The sequence below is a fragment of the Staphylococcus coagulans genome, assembly GCF_022557135.1.
GTDB lineage: Bacteria > Bacillota > Bacilli > Staphylococcales > Staphylococcaceae > Staphylococcus > Staphylococcus coagulans.
Genome location: NZ_CP092966.1, coordinates 1,937,157 through 1,958,111 on the forward strand (window position 1 = coordinate 1,937,157; position 20,955 = coordinate 1,958,111).

The window sequence follows — 20,955 nt, forward strand, 5'->3', positions numbered from 1 at the left end:
AAAAAAAGACGTCTGACAAAGACTGCATGCACAGTCTGTCAGACGTCTTTTTCTATTCTATTAATCTTTTTTCTTACCTGTTTTTCTATCAATATCTTTGTCGATGTAGACATATTTCAATGTCGTATCGCCACCGATATTATGATATTGAAGATTTTTAACTTGAGGGTTTGTTAAGTGCGCTTCCCCTTTTTGATAAATAGGCGCTATTGGCGCTTCGTTTAACAATAATTCTTCAGCTTTCACTAACGATTCATTACGTTTTTCTTCATCTTTCAATAATACGCCGTTTGCATCTTTCACCATTTTATCGTAGTCTTTATTACTCCATCCCGTTTTATTCGATGCATTACCCGTAGTCATAATGTTTAAGAATGTTAAGGCATCAGGGTAGTCTGGTCCCCAACCGGATAATGAAATTTCATAGTTTTGACTTTGTTCACGTGCGACACGTTGTTTAAACGGTAACTGCTGAATTTTCACTGTGACACCCGGCAAGTTCTTTTCGATTTGTGCTTTAATAAATTCTGCAGATATTTTAGATGCTGGCGTATCCTCTGTATTCAATGTAAACGTAAATTCCTTTTGACCGAGCGCTTTCTTCGCTTTGTCATAGTGTACTTTCGCTTGTTTAGGATTATAGCCTAACGGTGATTTAATTTGATCCGCAAAATCTTTACCTTCTGGTGTTTTTGCTGTGGCTTTCGCTGTAAACGCATCACTCGGTGCAGAACCATTATTAAGCACTGAATCTACATAAGCCTTTTTATCAATCGCTTGTGAAAAAGCGATACGCATATCTTTATTTTTAAAAGCTGGTACTTTATCTTGGTTGAGCTTCAAATAGAACGTCGATGCGAGCAAGCGTTTTTTTAATGCAGGCGAATCTTTATATTTATCGACTTGTTCAGATGAAATACCTGTATCATCAACTGAACCAGTATCGTATAAAGAAGCGCCAGCTTGACCATCTTTTAAAATTTTATAATTCACTTTATCAAGTTTGACGGCTTTTTTATCCCAATAATCATTATTTTTCACTAATAAGATTTTGTCTTCAACTGCCCAATCTTTTACTTTAAATGGCCCGTTGTAGACTGCCTTATCTGCTTTCGTACCGTATCGATCGCCATACTTTTTAACGACTTTTTCATTTTGTGGCATAAACGTACCAAATGCTAACATTTCTTTGTAATATGGTATTGATTTTGTAAGCTCAAACTGTAATGTATGGTCATCTAAAGCTTTCACACCTAATTCTTTCGGTTTCTTTTTGCTCATGTTAATTTCTTCAGCATTTTTCAAATCATACATAATATAAGCATACTCAGAAGCTGTATTTGGATCTAGAACACGACGCCATGCAAAGACGAAATCATGTGCCGTTACCGGATCACCATTGGACCATTTCGCATTTTCTCTTAACTTAATCGTCCAAGTCTTACCGCCATTTGTAATTTTCGGTTCTCCTTTTGCAACACCAGGTACCGCTTCATCTTTACCATCTAAAGTGTAAAGCCCTTCATAAACTTGATTAAATTTATCAAAGCTAACACTATCTGTAACTTTAGCAGTATCCAATGATGTCATATCCTGTGGTATCACTTTTCGAAAGACTTGTCCATCACCATCATAAACACTTTCAGCATTCCCACAAGCTGATAACACAAGTACTGCTGCAATAGCTGTCATTAATAGTTTCAATGTGCTTTTAATATTCAATTGTCATTCCCCCTTCCCGCCATTATAAGCCGACTAAACCGTGTGCTTCACGGTATTGTTCAAATTCTTCATCTGTTGCAAAAACATAATGACCTTCTGTAAATTCTTTTAACGTACGTTGATCATTTTTAGAAGCATCTTCTTTATATTCAACACGTTTTCTTGTCCGTTCACTATCAGGATCAGGCTGCGGAACAGCTGATAGCAGTGATTTTGTATATGGATGAATAGGATGACTATATATCTCATCTGCAGTCCCTAATTCGACAATACGCCCTAAATGCATAACAGCAATACGATCTGAAATATATTTTACCATCGACAAATCATGGGCAATAAAGAGAAATGTGATGTTACGTTCACGTTGTAATTTTTGCATTAAGTTGACCACTTGTGCTTGAATCGATACGTCTAATGCTGAAATCGGCTCGTCCGCGATGATGAATTCTGGTTCAACTGCTAATGCACGTGCGATACCGATACGTTGACGTTGACCTCCTGAGAACTCATGTGGATAACGATTCGCATGACTTTTTCGCAGTCCTACTGTTTCTAACAAATCATAAACACGCTTTTTGCGATCTTTTCGATCTGATGCTAAACCATGAATATCTATCCCTTCAGCGACGATATCCATGACTTTAAGTCTTGGATTGAGTGAAGCATAAGGGTCTTGGAAAATCATTTGTATTTTCTTATTAAATTTAAGTAAGTCTTTATGCTTTTTAATATCTTGAATATTAACCCCTTCGTATAGCACCTGGCCATCAGTTACATCATTTAATTTAATTATTGCTTTACCTGTTGTTGACTTACCAGAACCTGACTCTCCTACAAGGCCAAACGTTTCACCTTTAAATACTTTGAAAGAAATATCTTCAACAGCACGTACTTCATTACGCTTGCCATGGTTGAAATACTGTTTTAAATTTTTAACTTCTAATAATACTTCTTTTTCAGCCATTAAAACGACACCCTTTCTACACGTTCTGGTTTATCAAAATTGTTCGGCATTGGACGTTGCTTACGTTTTACCATTTCTGGCGGTTCAACGTGAGGTGCACGTTCATCTAACAACCAAGAACGAACATAATGCGTCGGCGAAACTTTGAACCATGGCGGCGCTTCTTTAAAGTCAATCGCTAAAGCATATTCACTTCTCGGTGCAAATGCATCGCCTTTCGGTGGATGAATCAGATCCGGTGGTGAGCCAGGAATCGCTAATAATTCTGTGTCGTTCCCTGTTTTTAAATCTGGCATTGACGAAAGCAATCCCCATGTATAAGGATGTTTAGGATCATAGAATATTTCATCAACATTCCCTGTCTCAATCATTTGACCGCCATACATCACAGCCACACGATCTGCAACATTAGCAACAACCCCTAAATCGTGTGTAATAAAGATGATAGACGTATCAATTTTTTGTTGTAATTCTTTCATCAAATCTAAAATTTGAGCCTGCATCGTCACATCTAATGCGGTAGTTGGTTCATCCGCGATTAACACTTTAGGTTCACAAGCAAGTGCCAATGCAATGACGATACGCTGTCGTTGACCACCTGAAAATTGATGCGGGTATGCATTGAAGCGTTCTTCCACACGCTTTAAACCTACTAACTTTAATAATTCGATAGCACGCTTTTTCGCTTCTGATTTACTTAGGCCAATATGTTTAATAATGGGCTCCATGACTTGCTTACCAATTTTCATAGTTGGATTAAGAGATGTCATAGGATCTTGGAAAATCATTGAAATCTCTTTCCCACGTAATTTCATTAATTCTTTTTCTGATTTTTGTGTGAGGTCTTCACCGTTAAAAATAATACTTCCATTTTTAATTCTTCCAGATTTTCCTTGGAACAATTTTGTAATAGCTTTAGTAGAGACAGATTTTCCTGAACCTGATTCACCTACAATTGCCAACGTTTCTCCTTTATTTAAATAAAAGTCAACGCCTCTTACCGCTTGCACTTCCCCTGCTTCAATATCGAAGGAAACATGCAAGTCATTAATTTCTAATACACGTTCAGACATTGTAAATTCCTCCTTTATTTACGCATTTTAGGGTCAAATGCATCACGTAATCCATCACTAAAGAGATAGAAGAATAAGATTAATAAACTTAAAATGATTGCCGGAATAAATAATTCATGCGGGTGAATGAGTAACATTGCTCGCCCTTCATTTACTAGTGAACCGAGTGAAGTTCTAGGTGCAGGGACCCCAATACCAATAAAGCTTAAAAACGCTTCGAAGAATATCGCATTCGGCACTGTAAACATCGATGTTACAATAATTGCACCTAATGTATTAGGCAAAATATGTTTAAAAATTAATCTGAAATCGGATGTTCCAAGTGTACGAGACGCCAATACAAACTCTTGATTTTTCAATTTTAAGAATTCGCCACGTACCACACGGCTCATTCCTATCCATCCCGTAATGGTCATCGCTAAAATAATTGTCCAAATGGATGGTTCAAAGATTAATACGAATAAAATAACAACGATTAATGTTGGAATAGATGAAATAATTTCGATAATCCGTTGCATAATATCATCGACACGACCTCCAAAATAACCAGAAATCGCCCCGTATATGACACCAATAAAAATATCTAAAAAGGCAGCTACAAAACCAATAAATAATGAAACTTGCGCACCTTGCCAAGTACGAGACCATAAGTCACGCCCTAATTGATCTGTACCGAACCAAAAATTTTCTTTAACATGTGCTTTATCGTATGCGTTACCGTCGACACCTTCACCATTGAATGGTAAAAATGGCACTTTATCTAATACAGCAATTTTAGGTGGTAAGTTACGACGTTGAACATCTTGTTCAGAAAAATCATGACTATTTAATAAAGGACCAATTAAGGCAAATAAAATAATGATAATCAGACCAATCATACCCACAACGGCTAATTTGTTTCGAGTGAGTTGTGCCCAAGCATCTTGCCAAAATGTACGTCCTTCTCTTTGAAACTCTTGCTCACTGCCATCAGGTGCACCTGTACGAACAAAGTCTTCACTCATTATGCCTGATGTTTGAGCGACTGTCGCACCTGAATGATCGTCTTGTGGTAAATTGCGTTCTTCATTTGACATCATTTCTTACCTCCTTGCAAACGAATTCGTGGATCAATTAAACCGTACAAGACATCAACGATAAAGATTGATGCGATGAACAATGTACTGAATAGTAGTGTAATCGCCATGATGACAGAGAAGTCATTTGTTGTAATTGATCGAACGAATTGGTCCCCTAGTCCAGGTACACCAAAGATATTTTCAATTGTTAATGTCCCAGTTAAAATACCTGCTAACATCGGTACAAGGATAGTAATGACTGGAATCAATGCATTTCTAAGTGCATGGCCAAATAAAACTCTACCAGTTGAATTCCCTTTTGCTCGGGCAAGTAATATGTAGTCTGAACTCAACACTTCTATCATTTCTGCTCGAATATAACGTGCTACTGTTGCTAAAACAACAGCTGATAAAGCTAACGACGGTAATATTGCTGTGGAAATACCTTCCCATCCAGCAACTGGAAACCATTGCAAACGTACAGCAAATACATATTGTAATAATACTGCCAATACAAACGATGGCACTGATATCGCAATAACCGAGATAAAGGTTGCTAAATAGTCAATCCACGTATTTTGCCGGGTGGCTGCTGCGACCCCTAAAATAACACCTGCAATGACACCAATTACCATTGCAAATAGCCCCATTTGCAACGAAGGTACTAATCTCGGTTTAATTAGATCCCAAACCGGTTGGTTATCGTATTGAAACGAGTTACCAAAATCTCCTTTGACAACATTTTTCATATAGTTTGCATATTGAACAGGTAATGGATCATTGAGTCCATATTTTTCATTCAATATTGTTTTTTGCTCATCGCTTAACTTTTCGTCATTAAATGGTGAGCCTGGCATTAACTTCATTAAGAAAAATGTAATGGTAATGATAATAAACAACGAAATGACCATATACAATAAACGCTTCAAAGTATATCTAAGCATCAGCGTAAACCCCCTAATCTAAATTAACATTCCCTTCTAAATTTTCAGAAATATTAATGTCATTATAGACTTTTCGCAAAATTTAATCAATAACATTTTGATTTAACACAATAAAAATTTTTAGATTAAACTCGACTTTTCATTGTGCTTTATAATGATATTCACACTTTCAGAATAGATCTATAGGTGTATATTGAAGGGAATTAAGTTACAATGATTTCAGTAAATACTAAATAAGGAATGAAACTATGAAACGTATAAACAAAAATGCTTTAATTTATATCTTATTTACACCCCTTGCAAGTTTAATTATATGGCTTTTATCTAGCCATACATGGACACACTTCATCAATATCTTTTTCACCATAACAATAATGGTCTCGATATTACTATTCACATTCTTAATTATTCAAGAAGGCATACTCGACGTCACAAGTTATGGATTTAGAAAGTTTCGCTATCAAATGAAGCGTAAAAAGAATCGCTCACGCTTTGAAGATGACGCTTTTTTTAATCCAAAGCATGCTAAAAAATCGGAATACTTTGTATCACCTTGGATTATGCCTGCGCTTCTTATTCATGTCGCTTACTTTGTCATCGCTATTGTACTCGCATATCTCGCATAATAAAAAATGAATAAATTTAAGGCGAGTGTTCTCCTAGGAAATACGATGATTTCAGATTATTCAATTATTTTATGATGGAAATTTCAGTTCAAATTGATCATTTATTCTGCAGTCAGTTTTATCTCATGTAACAATTTTATACTTTTGCTTTAAAACCGTTTACTTTTAATCAATGATTAATATTTTACAGATACATTTATTTGAAACGTTTTGAACCTTTTAAATAAACGTATACAATCATTTTGAAAATATCTATAACTTTTCCAATCTTTACATATATTAGCATAAGGACATTATCTTTCTTAATTGTTATATTTTATTATTGCTGACAATATATCGTACGTAAGTATAGCTCTTTGACGTGTTTCTTCTATTATATATATTAGATAATATGAACACTGTATTTGTAGAAAAAACATCTTTGAATAAGTATTCGGCATCATTTTATGTTGCTTGTTGATTATTTTCTTATTATATTCATAAATTAGACGACACCAATAAGAGAGAAAATTAAAAAATGCGTTCACCCATCAATGATTTTGAGAGTAAACGCATTTTTTGATTTAAATTCTCTATTTTATTCGCTATATTTTTTGAAAATGAGTACTGCGTTATGACCGCCAAAGCCAAGGCTATTACTCATCGCGTATTCAATTTCATGATCTACAGCTTCATTTGGCGTAATATCTAAATCAATTTCAGCATCCGGTGATACAGCGTGAATAGTCGGCGCAATTTTACCATCACGAATTGATAAAATTGAGAAAATCGCTTCAATACCACCTGTTGCACCTAAAAGATGGCCCGTCATTGATTTCGTCGAACTAATTTTCAGTGATTTAGCAGCGTCACCAAAGGTGTTTTTAACCGCTTGAATTTCAGATAAGTCACCAACAGGCGTACTTGTACCATGTGCATTCAAGTATTGAATATCTTGAGGCTGAATGCCTGCATCTTGAATCGCTGCTTCCATTGCACGAGAACCACCTTCACCTTCTGGCCCCGGTGCAGTAATGTGATATGCATCTCCAGTAGCACCATAACCGACAAGCTCAGCATAAATTCGAGCACCACGCGCTTGTGCTGACTCAAGTGACTCAAGTACTAGAATCCCTGCACCTTCACCCATTACAAAGCCATCGCGGCCTTCTTGGAAAGGTCGACAAGCTGTTTCAATATCGTCATTCGTTGTTAACGCACGACTCGCACTAAATCCAGCAATAGCCATATGTGTAATTGGTGCCTCTGTTCCACCAGCAATCATTGCATCAGCGTCGCCACGTTCAATAAATTTAAAAGCTTCACCGATAGAGTTTGTTGCTGTCGCACAGGCTGTAACAGTAGCACCATTAGGCCCTTTTGCACCTGTATCTATTGAAACTTGACCTGAAGCCATGTCCGGAATTAACATCGGTACAAAAAATGGACTCACACGACGTGGACCACGTGCTTTTAATTGATCATAGGCTTGTTCAAAAGTTTCCATACCACCGATGCCAGAACCAATCCAAACGCCTACACGATCTGCATTCTTTTCATCAATAGTTAAACCAGAGTCTTGTAATGCTTCGCGTGCCGCTACAACGGCATACTGTGTAAAACGTGCCATTTTTCGTGCTTCTTTTTTAGGAATAAAATCTTCCACGTTAAAATCTTTTAGTTCTCCACCAATGTGCACTTGATAAGGTTCTGTATCAATTCTAGTGATTTTATCGATACCATTTACGCCATTCAGGGCGCTGTCCCACATTGATGGGACGTCATTTCCAATAGGTGACAAGGCACCAAGGCCTGTAACTACAACACGATGTTTTTTTGTCATGTTCATTTCCTCCTCTGTTATTTACCCCATCTGAGTACAATCGAACCCCAAGTGAGTCCGCCACCAAATCCAACAAATACAACAATATCATCATCTTTAATACGTCCATTCTCTAATTCCTGCTTCACACTGAGCGGAATAGACGCTGCAGAAGTATTCCCGTATTTATCAACTGAGACACTCATTTTTTCTTTTGGCAAATCTAAACGCTGACGCGCTGATTCCATAATGCGAATGTTTGCTTGATGTGGTATAAACATATTAATATCTTCCGCATTCAGATGTGCTTTTTCAACTGCACGTTGTGAGGATTCTCCCATTACGCGTACAGCAAATTTAAAAACTTCACGTCCATTCATACGGATAAAATTCGTCTCTTGGTCTTGATAGAGGTATTTTCCTCCAATGCCATCAGAGCCTAACTCATAGCTCAGAATACCACGATTTCCGGATACTTCGCCAATAATAACTGCTCCAGCGCCGTCACCAAATAAAATAGCTGTTGAACGGTCGTTTAAATCTGTAATTTTAGAGAGTTTATCTGCACCCACAACAAGTACATTTTGATATTCTCCAGAAAGTACGAACGAACGTGCTGTCACAATACCATACATAAATCCAGAACAAGCTGCTAATTGATCCATAGATGCAACTTTATTTAATCCTAAACGTTGTTGTAACATATTTGCTACTGTCGGGAATCGGTGATCGCCTGTAGATGTTGCAACAATAACCATGTCTATATCTTGCGCATTAATACCTGCATCTTCAATCGCCCTCACACTTGCCTCGTAAGCTAAATCAGAAGTATCTTGATCTTCATTAGCCCATCTACGTTCTTTAATCCCAGTCATTTGAGAAATCCATTCATCAGATGTATCTAGGTACGATTCAAAATATGCATTATCAACAACTCGATCAGGTGCATAAGCGCCAAATCCTTTAATACCTACATTCATGGTTTGAACACCTTCTTTTAAATTTTTTAATACCAGGTATTAATTTACCACAATGTGATAAAAAAAGACAAGCGAGATGCTAGGATAGCTATACAAATCACTACAAGAATATTATAATGAAAATATCAATCATATGGAGGCAATATAAAATGAAATACTTCATCACATTGATTTGGGCTATTTTACTTTTAGAAATGGTCAATTTTGTTTTAAATAGTCTTAATGGTGGAGGGCCAATTAACCTTATCACACCAATTTTTCTTGCTGTAGTTATGGTTATTGTTATTGCACTCTTGGATGCCGCTGGTAGACCAAACCACGATTCGCATTAGCGATAACCTTATTGAGTAGGGCATTGAATTTGCCTTTACTATGCAAGAGACCAACGTTCTCAATCATCGATAAAGCCCGAGTTTTTCGTATTCTATACGAATTCATCTCGGGCTTCGTTTTTATCTCTTTAATATTATGAAGTATGTTGAATTACTCAGTCTCCATCGTTTAACCTCAACCATACAATCGTAATTTGTTTAAATATAAACCGAATAAAAATAGCCATGAAATCATCTTATTCACGATTTCTAATGGCTATTTTTTTCTATACTTATTTCATATCAATTGTTTTAACTTTGTTTGTTTTTTGATCGAAATATTTAAGTGATTGTTTACGTTTTTCTAATTTTTGTTTCGCGCTGATACTGTAGTCATTGTTGTACAATGTTGCTTCCCAGCTACCATACATTGGGTTAGGGAAAATAATGTATTTGCTTCCAAAATCGTCTTCGTGTTGTCTTACAAGTTCTTCACGTGATTTTGCTGTCGGTTGTTTTGGCTCATCAAAATCAAGCAAGTTATCACCAAATAACATCACTAAGTTGTAATCAGTGCGTACTTTATCACGACGCTCTGTTTTACCCTTTTCGCCTTCTTTTTTCAACAATACATGTTTTTTGTCAGCTTGTGGTAATTTTTCTTTTTTCAAGTTTTTAATCGTAGCGTCAAGATCTTTTTCATGTGAACGGTCAGAGACATAGAATATTTCTACATCATGCTTGTCCGCATATTTCAAGAAGTCTTTAGCGCCATATACTGGTTTTGCTTGTGCGCTTTTTACCCACTCTTGCCAACCTTCTGGGAATGTTTTACCATTTAAAACACTTGCAGCTTGGTAAGGTGAATTATCAAGTACCGTTTCATCAATATCAAGAACGATGGCTAATTTTTTACCACCTTTATGATTTTTAATTTTTTTGCTCAATGTTTCTTTAGCTGTATTATAACCTTGCGCATATAATGCTTTAGCTTCAGCAGAATTTTGATACCAAGAAACACTCATCATATTTTGTTGTGCTAGTTCTTTTGTCGCTTGAGTTTCTGCTTGTGTTGCCGTTTGTTGTGCTTGAGTCGCTTGGCCACCTCCTGCATACGCTTGATAAGGTACGCTTGAAGAAGCAATACCTAAAGCTAAAAGTGCTGCAGTCGTCTTTGTCCATTTATTCATGTATTTTGTCACCTTTTTCCTATGTATTATGTGCGAAACAGAAATAAAAAGTCATTATCTTATCCACACATATATATTATATGCTTTTATAGTAAATCTCAATATTTCTATAAAATTTTTAACATTTTTTATAATACATCTGTGCACAATTAAAAAAATAAGAGTAGGACATGAAAATAAAATTGCTTTCAGTCCTACTCTTACGTTTCAGTTATATTAGATGACGCTTTATGCTTCTACTTCATTCGTCGGTTTTTCTACTTTAAATTGTATTTCATTGTTTTCTAAATAACCATACACTTTTGTACCTTCTGGAAGATGATCTTTAATCATCATTCTTGCTAAAGGTGTTTCGACATGTCTTTGAACAAAACGTTTTAATGGACGCGCACCAAACTGTGGTTCGTATGCTTCTTCACCCATCCATTTTTCAGCTTCATCACTCATTTCGAGTTGGATGCGTTGATCCATCAAGCGCATGTTTAAATTGTTGAGGATTTTATCAACAATCATTTTCATATCATCAATAGAAAGCGGTTTGAATAACACAATATCGTCCATTCTGTTTAAAATTTCTGGTTTAAAATATGCATTCAAACTGCTAGTGACTGCTTTTTCTGTTTCTTCAGTAATAACACCTGTATCTTTTACATTTTCTAATAAAATTTGTGAACCAATGTTACTTGTCATAATGATGATTGCATTTTTGAAATCTACACTACGACCTTTAGAATCAGTAAGTCGACCTTCATCTAAAATTTGAAGCAACACATTAAATACATCCGTATGTGCTTTTTCTATCTCATCTAACAAAATAACTGAATAAGGGTTCCGTCTCACCGCTTCAGTTAATTGTCCACCTTCATCGTGTCCAACGTATCCCGGAGGCGCTCCAATTAACCTTGAGACAGAATGTTTTTCCATGTATTCACTCATATCGATACGAATCATATGCTTTTCTGAATCAAACAATGACGAAGCCAATGCTTTAGCAAGCTCTGTTTTACCAACACCCGTAGGTCCTAAGAACAAGAATGAGCCAATTGGTCGGTTAGGATCTTTAATACCTGCTCTCGCACGTACAACGGCATCTGATACAAGATCAACGGCTTGATCTTGTCCTACCACTCGACGATGAAGGATATCAGATAAGTGCAATAATTTTTCACGTTCTGTTTCAACAAGTTTTGAAACTGGAATACCTGTCCATTGACTTACAATTTCTCCAATTTCTTCATCAGTTACAACTTCACGTATAATGCGATCTGAATCTTCACCTTGTGCTTCTTGAAATGAAGCTTCGAGCGCTTTCAATTCTTTTTCAAGTTCTGGTATTTTACCGTGTTGTAACACCGCTGCTTTTTCCAAGTCATAATTATTTTCTGCATCTTCTAAAGCTTTACGACTTTCATCAAGTTCTGCCCGTTTTTCTTGTACTTTAGCAATTTTTTCTTTTTCATTTTCAACACGCGCTTGTAAAGCCGCTTGTTTTTCTTTTTCTTCAGCGAGTTCTTCTTGTAACTCTTTCAAACGAATACGACTTGCTTCGTCTGACTCTTTTTTCAATGCGTTTTCTTCAATTTCTAATTGCATCACACGACGGTTCGCTTGGTCTAATTCAGTAGGGTTAGAGCCCATTTCAGTTCTGATTGTTGCTGAAGCTTGGTCGACAAGGTCAATAGCTTTGTCTGGCAAGAATCGATCCGTAATATAACGATCAGATAGCTCTGCAGCAGCAACGAGTGCACGGTCTTGAATACGTACACCATGATGCACTTCATAACGTTCTTTTAAACCACGTAAAATAGAAATCGTATCTTCAATATTAGGCTCAGCAACATTCACTTTTTGAAAACGTCGTTCTAAAGCTGAATCTTTCTCAATATATTCTCGATATTCATTCAAAGTTGTGGCACCGATACAGTGCAACTCTCCTCGTGCTAACATTGGTTTAAGCATATTACCTGCATCCATAGCACCGTCTGTTTTTCCTGCACCTACCAGCATATGAATTTCATCTATAAATAACAGAATACGCCCGTCTGATTCTTTGACTTCTTTTAATACTGCTTTTAATCTTTCTTCAAATTCACCACGGTATTTTGCCCCAGCCACAAGTGCGCTTAAATCGAGCTCGAATACCGTTTTATCAAGCAATGAATCTGGAACATCTTTTTTTACAATTCGTTGTGCTAACCCTTCAACGATTGCTGTTTTACCTACACCAGGTTCTCCGATTAATACTGGATTATTTTTTGTTTTACGACTCAAAATACGGATTGTGTTACGAATTTCTTCATCTCGTCCAATAACAGGATCCATGTTACCTTTACGTACCTCTTCCACTAAGTCGCGTCCATATTTTGATAATGCTTCATAGTTGACTTCAGGGTTTTGTGTAGTCACATGATTCCCTCCTCTTATCTTTTTAATGATTTCGACAATCACTTCTTTTTTATGTTCTACAAAACGTTTCATCGTTTCATCAATATCTATCGCTGCTAGCAAAATGTGCTCCATTGATATAAATTGATCATCATACGTTTTCATATAATTTTCTGCAGTTGTAAAAAGTTGATTCGTTTGTGGCGAAATATACTGACCATATTGTACTTGATCGCCTTTCATCGTTGGATAACTTTTCAATTTATTATCTAAAGCTCGTTCTAACTCTTCTATATTAATATTTGCACGCTCTAATACACTTTTAAATAAACTATCTGGTTCTTCGAGAACTGCTTTAAGTACAGCTTCTACTTCTATATTGGTTAATTGATAGGTTTTCGCATAATCAATTGCTTTCTGAAGTGCATTTTGAATTGCATGTGTCATTTGATTAATATCCAAAATGGCTCACCCCTCTATTAAAATAGGTCAACGTTGACTTTGACTTTCTTTGACCTTAGTTATATTATAACCCTCACTATCGAAAAAATCAATGCTTAGTTTGACTTTTTTTGACCTTTTTAAAAATTAAATTTACAGTGCTTTGAATGCTACATCTATGCATTTGCCTGATATTTTGAATTTAAAACATTAATACTAGTTACTTATAAAATAAGTCGCGACAAAACCCACCTGATAACTAGGCGTTTCATCGCGACTGTATTACAGCACTCTGTTTTATCATCCTTTTTTCGATCCTATTTTTTATCTGTAGGATGATTTTGTTCTATTTCATGAATGATACTATGCGTTAATGCTCTCACACCCGGTGGCTCTAAATGAATGCCGTCTGGTGCAAAATATTCTGTATGATTTGCAGATTTTTGATACCAATCGACTAATGTGACGTTTCCACGTTTTTTAGCTGCCTTTTTCAATACATCATTGACATGTCCTTCATAAGAACGCGGAACTCTTGTATTGACAACATAAATATCTGCTTTATCAAATAAGTCTAATAGTGTATCAAGCTGGTCTTCTGTAAAGTCTCCGTTTGTTCCTAACTCTAAAACGATAATATCATCTTTGTTTTTATATTGCTTGTAATTCTCTTTGACTAACGGAATCGCTTGAATGAGATTTCGGCCGACCTTACCATTAATATCTGCATTGGATACATAAGATTTAAAGTAATCCCCAATATCCACCATAACCGAATCACCAATAAGTAATGGTTTCCATGAAGCATACTGACTATGATCTCCTTTAACAGTGAAACCATTGATTTCAAGTTGTGGCAGAGGTAATGGTCTGACAATAAGTTTATCTAACTCTTCAGTATTGACCTCAGTAACATGCTGTGCTTTATGGTTTGATAGTGAATTAAATGCACCAGCAAAAACGAGCATACTCGGTAATAGTAAAATAAGTACAAGCCAAGTCCGTAAAACTTTTTGTGACCGCCAGTTTCTAAGTTGTTTAAAAGTAAAAGCATGGAACCCCATTTTTCTGAAAGGTTGTTCAATGAAGCGATATGAAAATTCTGCCATGCCAAACATTAGGAGAAGCTCGATTAAATAGACAAACGTCGGTATTTGTCCTTGTACAAATTGGTGATGAATAAATACAATGATTGGATAGTGCCAAAGGTATAAACTATATGAGCGACTTCCAATATATGTAAAAACCCGATTGCCTAATAATTTAGCAAAATAGCCTGAAGGATGTACACTACTTGCAATGATGAATAAAGTGACACCTGATATAAGAAAAAAGCCACCATAATATAACCAATTACCTGCTTCTTCAACATTTTTAAAACATAAGATTAAAATCACTAAGCCGATTAATCCAATGGCATCTATCACACTTTTTAAAGTTTGATTGATTTTAGCACTCAACTTAAAAGGTGGCCATATCCATGCAAGAATAACCCCCATTAATAAAGTTTGTAGACGTGTATCCGTACCAAAATAAACACGTGCGACATTTTCTTGTGGTACATATAACACAGCCATTGTCACAAGTGATATAAAGAGTAATGTATAAAAAGTGATACGAATCCATTTTGTTCGTCGTACGAAAGTCAATAATCCTAAAAGGACAAGTGGAAAAACGAGATAAAATTGTTCCTCAATTGCGAGTGACCATAAATGTTTAAAAGGGGCAACCGCAAATTGTTCAAAATAATCTACATTCTGAATGATATACCACCAGTTTGAAACATAAAAAACCGCAGCAATCGCATCTGAACGAATCGGTTTGATTTCTGAAGGCTCAAAAATGAGCGTCAACAGTAAGACACTCATAATTAGAAAAAATACCGCTGGAATGAGTCGCTTAAACCGTCTCAACCAAAATGACTTTAAATCAATTTTGCCTGTATTGTAATATTCTGTTAGTAATAAACTCGTAATCAAATAACCTGAGATAACAAAAAATGTATCTACCCCTAAAAAACCACCTGGTAACCATTGTGGATTGAGATGATAAATGATAATAGCGATGACTGCCACAGCTCTTAATCCGTCTAACCCTGGCATATATCGTGATTTTAAATAACGTTTCCCTCTATGTTCAAAATCCCACACACGCATCATTCTTTCCAAATTAATGTAATATTGTACAAACTATGTATTGATTATTTATTGTATACTCTTATTTCAAATCGCGCAATTCTAATTTAGTCTTCAAAATTAAAAAATTTATATGCCAACAGAGGTTTGCACATCAACCGCAAAATAAATAGCGCTCAGATGATTTTTAATAGAAAATCATCTGAGCGCTTCCTTTTTATGATAAAACTTCGTATTGTATGACTTCGCTTTCCGAGGGGATAGCCTTAGCCTGTAGTCTTTGGCTCGTCCTGTTTCCTCAGGCGTCTCTTCAACAATACTTCGTTTATGCATGTTATAACTCACTGTTATAGTTATAAATAAATCACTTTCGCAACGTTTAATTAATAGCGACAAAAACTAAATTAACGGTGAATTGATTTATCCACTTTATAAACGTTTAGGATTTAAAATATATCCATATCGAAATAAACGATATTTATTTGAAAATACATTCACTTCGATGCTTCTCTATAATTTTTGCGGTTTTGATTTTCTAAAAAGCTTTCATCGTCTCATAAAATTGACCTCTTTATCTTCATGATTACAACATGATTATCATAATTAACAAGAAGATTACATGAGATTTCTGTATTACACCCAAAATCCAATTTGGCTTCATCGTAGTTTGTACTTCAATTAAGTCAAATTGAGTTGAGACTTCAGCTCCTATGCAAGAACGTCCAGGAAGGCATAGTTACCTATGGCTTTATATCCAGAAGTCTTTATAATGATGTTTCACCTTAAAACGTGCTTAGCTTACACCTAGTGCAATTTTTGCGTAACGTGACATCATGTCTTTGCTCCATGGTGGATTCCAAACAATATTCACTTCTGTATCTTGAATTTCTGGAAGTTCTGCTAATACTGTTTTCACTTGATCTACAATTTGCGGTCCAAGTGGACAACCAATTGAAGTTAATGTCATCTCAACAGTACACAATCCATCATCATCTAAATCCACTTTATAAACAAGTCCTAAGTTAACGACATCTATACCTAATTCAGGATCTATTACATTTTCTAATGCACCAAGTATACTATCTTTAAGTGCCTCTTCCATCCGTATCACCTCTTTAATCTTATTACTAGTAACAATATATCAAAATCCCCACTTTTCGACAATAAAATGCTATGATATTGATACATTGAAACTTGGTATTAAGGAGAATTATGAATGAAGCAATTTTTAATTTGTTTAGATTTAGATGGGACATTATTAAATGACCAAAAAGAAATATCACCCTACACTTTCCGTGTTCTAAAAACGCTTCAACAACAGGGACACGCAATTATGATTGCTACAGGTAGACCTTACAGAGCCAGTCGCTTATATTATGAACAACTTGGCCTCAATACACCTGTAGTGAATTTTAATGGTGCCTTTGTACATCACCCGCATGACCCCCAATTCCAAACGCAACATCATCGTTTGGATGAAGGAATTGCAACAAGTATCATCGAATCACTTAAAAAAATGGAAATTCAAAATATAATTGCTGAAGTTAAAGACTGTGTATTTATAGATCAACCTGATCATCGCCTTTTTGAAGGCTTTAGTATGGGAAACCCCGTCACAAAAGTGGGAGATTTAAGAGAAAATTTAAATGAAGATCCAACAAGCTTACTCATTGAAGCAGAGGAAATGATGATTCCACGTATTAAACAAATGCTCACACGCTTTTACGCTGAAAATATTGAACATCGTCGTTGGGGTGCCCCTTTCCCAGTGATTGAAATTGTTAAAAAAGGAATTAGTAAAGCTGTCGGTATTGATTACGTTAAAGATTGTCTTCAAATCGATCACGAACAGATTATCGCATTTGGTGACGAGGACAATGATATCGAAATGATAAAGTATGCTAATCACGGTGTCGCAATGGGAAATGCAATAGAAGAATTAAAACATGTTGCAAAAGAAACAACTCTATCTAATAATGAAGATGGTATAGGTTTATATTTAAATGAATTTTTTAATTTGAATATTTCGAAAGAATAAAAATTGAATTCAATAAAAAGACACAAAGGAGAAAAAAAGATGTCCAAAAAAATCATTGTTGTCGGAGCTGTCGCTGGTGGCGCTACATGTGCAAGCCAAATACGACGTTTAGACAGAGAAAGTAGCATCACAGTATATGAAAAAGACCGCGATATGAGCTTCGCGAATTGTGGTTTACCTTATTACCTCGGAAATATTGTCGAGTCCCGTTCTAAATTGTTAGCAACTAATCCGGAACAATTTAAAGAAAGCAAAGATATAACGGTAAAAGTGCATCATGAAGTCATTCAAATTAATAGTGCATCTAATAAAATTCAAGTTAAAAATCATTTAACGGGTGAAATTTTTGAAGATGACTACGATATTCTTGTTTTAAGTCCAGGTGCACGCGCGAGTCGCCTTAACTTCGAAGCGCCTCACCTCTTTACATTACGTAATATGGAAGATACAGATAAAATTGATTCTTTCATTGAACAGAATAACGTTCAGCGTGTCCTTATTGTAGGTGCGGGTTATGTTAGTCTAGAAGTGCTTGAAAACTTGTATGAGCGTGGCTTACAACCTACACTCATCCACCGTTCCGAAGCGGTTAATAAATTAATGGATCAAGATATGAACCAAGTTCTATTTGATGCATTAGAAGTACGAAACATTCCTTATCGTTTGAATGAAGAAATTAAAGCTATTTCAGGAAAAACAGTCACATTTACTTCTGGTGCAGTAGAAGATTATGATTTAATCATTACAGGCGTAGGCGTGACACCGAACTCTGAATTCATTCAAGATTCAGGTGTTCAACTTGATGCGAGAGGTTATATTCCAGTTAATGAACATTTCCAAACAAATATTCCAAACATTTACGCGCTTGGGGATATTATTACGAGTTTCTACCGTCATGTTGAACAACCTGCACATGTGCCATTAGCTTGGGGTGCACATAGAGGCGCTAGTATTATAGCTGAACAAGTTGCAGGTAATGATGCGATTGCTTTTAAAGGGTATCTCGGTGCAAGTATCGTTAAATTCTTTGACTATACTTTAGCAAGTACAGGCCTTTCACCAAGAGAACTTAAAAATTATGATTATGAAATGGTCGAAGTGAATAGCCCTGCATGTGCAAACTATTATCCTCGTAATGCACGCATTCATCTTCGTGTTTATTTCGATAAAAATACACGTCAACTCTTGAGAGCAGCAGCTGTCGGAGAAATGGGTGTCGATAAGCGTATCGATGTGCTCACGATGGCCATGATGCATCGTATGACTGTCGATGAATTGACGGAATTTGAAGTTGCGTATGCCCCACCTTTCAGTCATCCTAAAGATTTAATCAATATGATTGGCTATAAAGCAAGAAATCTTTAATAAGTTAATAAAAAGCGAAATAGATTCACAATTTGTCGTTTGAAGCACAGAGTAGGACAATGCAATCAATTTAATTTTGTTGGCCTGCTTTGACAAAGATAATGTGGATTGTACAAAGCTTAAAATAAGCGCAGGCGCAATCCAGAAATCTTTAGCTCTATACTTGTATAAACCTTGCGATTAAGCAAAAAAGACGCGGTTGGCATATAACGATCCATCGCGTCTTTTGTTTAATCTTTTAAGTTTCTTATTATTTAAAAAGTGCCGTAATCGGACCCCATGGTAAAATAGCACCTAAAATAATCGTAATCACTGCTACAATCCATGTCGCAATAAACAAACCACGACTTGGCGTTTGTTTTTTCTTACGAGCAATCGTCACTTCCATTAATCCGACAACAGCAATGCCGCCTATCATTTTTAAAGTTAATAACATATGACTTGCGCCTGCTGTAGTAAATGCCTTAATTAAAAGCCAAAAACCAGTAATCAATACAAACACCATAAATAAACGTGTAGCCATATGTAACGATTTAAATAAAGGTGTTGGCCCTTGTTTACTCGAATAGTTTTCATAAGCCGCAAAGAATAAAATCAATAAAATAATCCAGCTAATAATATGCAAATTAACTAAAACCATATCCATGTAACCTCCTTAATTAAACAATCTTCCCCATATCAACCTATAGATTGCTTCTATACATTTTAAATTGCCTATTTTATCAATTTCAAACCTTAGGCAAAATAAAACATTTCATCTTTTATATTAAAACGATTTAAAACAAAATACAAATAAACAGGAGGCGATGCGCTGTACGAGCATATGAGAAAAATCGGCTATTTAAACACAAAAAGAGCGAGACAAAAGTCGATTTGACTTTGTCATCCCGCTCTAACATAAGTGACTTAAATAGCGCTAGTGTGTCGTTGAAAGGCATATAATTTTTAACGTTATTTTACAGTTTCAACGCTGCATAAACGCTATTAGATTTTTAATCTTCTTGTTTAGCAATGAAATTAGTTAATGTACCGATATTATCGATTGTAACTTTCACTTCATCACCTGGTTGTAAAAATTTCGGTGGATTCATCCCCGCACCAACACCTGAAGGCGTACCTGTCGCAATGATATCTCCAGGGTGAAGCGCTACATATTTAGAAATCTCTTCAATTAATTCATCAATTTTAAGAATCATTTGAGAAGTGTTGCCATCTTGACGAATCTCGTTATTGACTTTCGTAACGATGTTCACATTCTCAGGTGTAGGCATCTCATCTTTTGTAACAATATAAGGACCCATTGGGCAGCCACCTGTTAAACTTTTTGACAAGAAGGCTTGATCATGTGCTTTTTGCGCTGTACGATCTGTAATATCATTAATAATTGTATAGCCATAAACATAATCTAAAGCTAAACCTTTAGGGATTTTTTCACCTGATTTACCGATAACGACACCTAACTCACCTTCATAATCTAATGCATCAGTAATATCTTTATGATGAGGGATCGTACTTTCATCACCAGTTAATGAAGAAGCTGCTTTCGTAAATACATATAAACGATCGACTTCATGATCTAACTCTTCTGCATGTGCTTTATAATTACGACCAAATGCGATCACATTATTAGTCGGTGTGACTGGAGGTAAAAATTCAATATCTTCAAACTGTACTTTATATTCTTCACCTTTACCACTATCTTCTGCAGCAACAACTGCTTTACGCACTTGTTCTTGAAAGTCTAATGTTTGGTTTTGTTGTAAACCTTCAAGTAGTGTTTTTGGGTGAAAGTCACCTTCCGCAAAATCAGCGAATACTTTCTTTAAATCCCATGCTGCTTCTTCTCTTTTTACTTTCACTCCGTATGAAGTTTCATCTTTATGTTTGAATGATAAGAATTTCATTCATCATCAGCTCCTAAC

The 20,955-nt window shown here is 35.8% G+C and carries 17 protein-coding genes; 4 read left to right on the plus strand and 13 right to left on the minus strand.

Annotation, left to right across the window (positions count from 1 at the left end):
• Nucleotides 1–60 precede the first annotated feature (60 nt).
• The 5 genes from KM149_RS09210 to opp3b are packed head-to-tail and all read right to left on the minus strand — an operon-like array spanning nucleotide 61 to nucleotide 5,761.
• Complete coding sequence (locus KM149_RS09210) at nucleotides 61–1,692, minus strand: peptide ABC transporter substrate-binding protein (protein ID WP_165545908.1); 1,632 nt, start codon at nucleotides 1,690–1,692, stop codon at nucleotides 61–63.
• Between the two features lie 52 nt (nucleotides 1,693–1,744).
• A complete protein-coding gene (locus KM149_RS09215; protein WP_165545874.1) occupies nucleotides 1,745–2,686 on the minus strand; it encodes an ABC transporter ATP-binding protein in 942 nt (313 codons plus the stop codon).
• Nucleotides 2,686–3,759, minus strand: coding sequence for an ABC transporter ATP-binding protein (locus KM149_RS09220; RefSeq protein ID WP_165545873.1), 1,074 nt, complete (start codon nucleotides 3,757–3,759; stop codon nucleotides 2,686–2,688). The genes KM149_RS09215 and KM149_RS09220 overlap by 1 nt, the downstream gene beginning before the upstream one ends.
• Before the next feature lie 14 nt (nucleotides 3,760–3,773).
• On the minus strand, nucleotides 3,774–4,835 hold the full coding sequence (gene opp3C, locus KM149_RS09225; protein ID WP_165545872.1) for an oligopeptide ABC transporter permease: 1,062 nt from the start codon (nucleotides 4,833–4,835) through the stop codon (nucleotides 3,774–3,776).
• A complete protein-coding gene (gene opp3b / locus KM149_RS09230) occupies nucleotides 4,835–5,761 on the minus strand; it encodes an oligopeptide ABC transporter permease (protein WP_214971847.1) in 927 nt (308 codons plus the stop codon). Before opp3b ends, opp3C begins: the two co-directional genes overlap by 1 nt.
• Nucleotides 5,762–6,009: 248 nt before the next feature.
• Between opp3b and KM149_RS09235 the strand changes: the two genes are divergently transcribed.
• Complete coding sequence (locus tag KM149_RS09235; protein WP_214971845.1) at nucleotides 6,010–6,387, plus strand: DUF3899 domain-containing protein; 378 nt, start codon at nucleotides 6,010–6,012, stop codon at nucleotides 6,385–6,387.
• Between the two features lie 577 nt (nucleotides 6,388–6,964).
• Here KM149_RS09235 and fabF read toward each other — a convergent pair.
• Nucleotides 6,965–8,209 carry a beta-ketoacyl-ACP synthase II gene (gene fabF / locus KM149_RS09240; RefSeq protein WP_060830170.1) on the minus strand — a complete coding sequence of 415 codons (1,245 nt, stop codon included), beginning with the start codon at nucleotides 8,207–8,209 and terminating at the stop codon, nucleotides 6,965–6,967.
• A 17-nt stretch (nucleotides 8,210–8,226) separates the two neighbouring features.
• Nucleotides 8,227–9,168 (minus strand): beta-ketoacyl-ACP synthase III, encoded by a 942-nt coding sequence (locus KM149_RS09245; protein ID WP_050331460.1) that lies wholly within the window; start codon nucleotides 9,166–9,168, stop codon nucleotides 8,227–8,229.
• A gap of 149 nt (nucleotides 9,169–9,317) precedes the next feature.
• Between KM149_RS09245 and KM149_RS09250 the strand changes: the two genes are divergently transcribed.
• Nucleotides 9,318–9,500 carry a DUF2929 family protein gene (locus tag KM149_RS09250; protein WP_050331461.1) on the plus strand — a complete coding sequence of 61 codons (183 nt, stop codon included), beginning with the start codon at nucleotides 9,318–9,320 and terminating at the stop codon, nucleotides 9,498–9,500.
• Nucleotides 9,501–9,772: 272 nt separating this feature from the next.
• Here KM149_RS09250 and KM149_RS09255 read toward each other — a convergent pair whose 3' ends face one another.
• The 4 genes from KM149_RS09255 to KM149_RS09270 form a co-directional block, all read right to left on the minus strand.
• Complete coding sequence (locus tag KM149_RS09255) at nucleotides 9,773–10,669, minus strand: 5'-nucleotidase, lipoprotein e(P4) family (RefSeq protein ID WP_214971843.1); 897 nt, start codon at nucleotides 10,667–10,669, stop codon at nucleotides 9,773–9,775.
• A 228-nt stretch (nucleotides 10,670–10,897) separates the two neighbouring features.
• Complete coding sequence (gene clpB / locus KM149_RS09260) at nucleotides 10,898–13,516, minus strand: ATP-dependent chaperone ClpB (RefSeq protein ID WP_214971841.1); 2,619 nt, start codon at nucleotides 13,514–13,516, stop codon at nucleotides 10,898–10,900.
• A gap of 296 nt (nucleotides 13,517–13,812) precedes the next feature.
• A complete protein-coding gene (locus KM149_RS09265; RefSeq protein WP_165545907.1) occupies nucleotides 13,813–15,651 on the minus strand; it encodes an acyltransferase family protein in 1,839 nt (612 codons plus the stop codon).
• Nucleotides 15,652–16,423: 772 nt separating this feature from the next.
• Entirely contained in the window at nucleotides 16,424–16,732 is a 309-nt protein-coding gene (locus tag KM149_RS09270; RefSeq protein ID WP_016424635.1) for a metal-sulfur cluster assembly factor, read from the minus strand.
• A gap of 114 nt (nucleotides 16,733–16,846) precedes the next feature.
• Between KM149_RS09270 and KM149_RS09275 the strand changes: the two genes are divergently transcribed.
• Both KM149_RS09275 and KM149_RS09280 read left to right on the plus strand, forming a co-directional pair.
• Nucleotides 16,847–17,668, plus strand: a complete 822-nt coding sequence (locus KM149_RS09275) for a Cof-type HAD-IIB family hydrolase (protein WP_214971839.1) — start codon at nucleotides 16,847–16,849, stop codon at nucleotides 17,666–17,668.
• 39 nt (nucleotides 17,669–17,707) lie between these two features.
• Nucleotides 17,708–19,033, plus strand: coding sequence for a CoA-disulfide reductase (locus KM149_RS09280; RefSeq protein ID WP_182280569.1), 1,326 nt, complete (start codon nucleotides 17,708–17,710; stop codon nucleotides 19,031–19,033).
• A 250-nt stretch (nucleotides 19,034–19,283) separates the two neighbouring features.
• On the opposite strand, the gene KM149_RS09285 is transcribed toward KM149_RS09280, so the two are convergent.
• Together KM149_RS09285 and KM149_RS09290 are read right to left on the minus strand one after the other, a co-directional pair.
• Entirely contained in the window at nucleotides 19,284–19,673 is a 390-nt protein-coding gene (locus KM149_RS09285) for a YisL family protein (RefSeq protein WP_016424632.1), read from the minus strand.
• A gap of 352 nt (nucleotides 19,674–20,025) precedes the next feature.
• Nucleotides 20,026–20,937, minus strand: coding sequence for a fumarylacetoacetate hydrolase family protein (locus tag KM149_RS09290; RefSeq protein WP_050331466.1), 912 nt, complete (start codon nucleotides 20,935–20,937; stop codon nucleotides 20,026–20,028).
• Nucleotides 20,938–20,955 lie beyond the last annotated feature (18 nt).

Excerpts from the sequence above, each read along its gene's own strand:
- KM149_RS09210 (WP_165545908.1), bottom strand. The coding sequence starts at position 1,692 with ATGACAGCTATTGCAGCAGTACTTGTGTTATCAGCTTGTGGGAATGCT.
- KM149_RS09215 (WP_165545874.1), bottom strand. The coding sequence starts at position 2,686 with ATGGCTGAAAAAGAAGTATTATTAGAAGTTAAAAATTTAAAACAGTAT.
- KM149_RS09220 (WP_165545873.1), bottom strand. The coding sequence starts at position 3,759 with ATGTCTGAACGTGTATTAGAAATTAATGACTTGCATGTTTCCTTCGAT.
- opp3C (WP_165545872.1), bottom strand. The coding sequence starts at position 4,835 with ATGTCAAATGAAGAACGCAATTTACCACAAGACGATCATTCAGGTGCG.
- opp3b (WP_214971847.1), bottom strand. The coding sequence starts at position 5,761 with ATGCTTAGATATACTTTGAAGCGTTTATTGTATATGGTCATTTCGTTG.
- KM149_RS09235 (WP_214971845.1), top strand. The coding sequence starts at position 6,010 with ATGAAACGTATAAACAAAAATGCTTTAATTTATATCTTATTTACACCC.
- fabF (WP_060830170.1), bottom strand. The coding sequence starts at position 8,209 with ATGACAAAAAAACATCGTGTTGTAGTTACAGGCCTTGGTGCCTTGTCA.
- KM149_RS09245 (WP_050331460.1), bottom strand. The coding sequence starts at position 9,168 with ATGAATGTAGGTATTAAAGGATTTGGCGCTTATGCACCTGATCGAGTT.
- KM149_RS09250 (WP_050331461.1), top strand. The coding sequence starts at position 9,318 with ATGAAATACTTCATCACATTGATTTGGGCTATTTTACTTTTAGAAATG.
- KM149_RS09255 (WP_214971843.1), bottom strand. The coding sequence starts at position 10,669 with ATGAATAAATGGACAAAGACGACTGCAGCACTTTTAGCTTTAGGTATT.
- KM149_RS09265 (WP_165545907.1), bottom strand. The coding sequence starts at position 15,651 with ATGCGTGTGTGGGATTTTGAACATAGAGGGAAACGTTATTTAAAATCA.
- KM149_RS09270 (WP_016424635.1), bottom strand. The coding sequence starts at position 16,732 with ATGGAAGAGGCACTTAAAGATAGTATACTTGGTGCATTAGAAAATGTA.
- KM149_RS09275 (WP_214971839.1), top strand. The coding sequence starts at position 16,847 with ATGAAGCAATTTTTAATTTGTTTAGATTTAGATGGGACATTATTAAAT.
- KM149_RS09280 (WP_182280569.1), top strand. The coding sequence starts at position 17,708 with ATGTCCAAAAAAATCATTGTTGTCGGAGCTGTCGCTGGTGGCGCTACA.
- KM149_RS09285 (WP_016424632.1), bottom strand. The coding sequence starts at position 19,673 with ATGGTTTTAGTTAATTTGCATATTATTAGCTGGATTATTTTATTGATT.
- KM149_RS09290 (WP_050331466.1), bottom strand. The coding sequence starts at position 20,937 with ATGAAATTCTTATCATTCAAACATAAAGATGAAACTTCATACGGAGTG.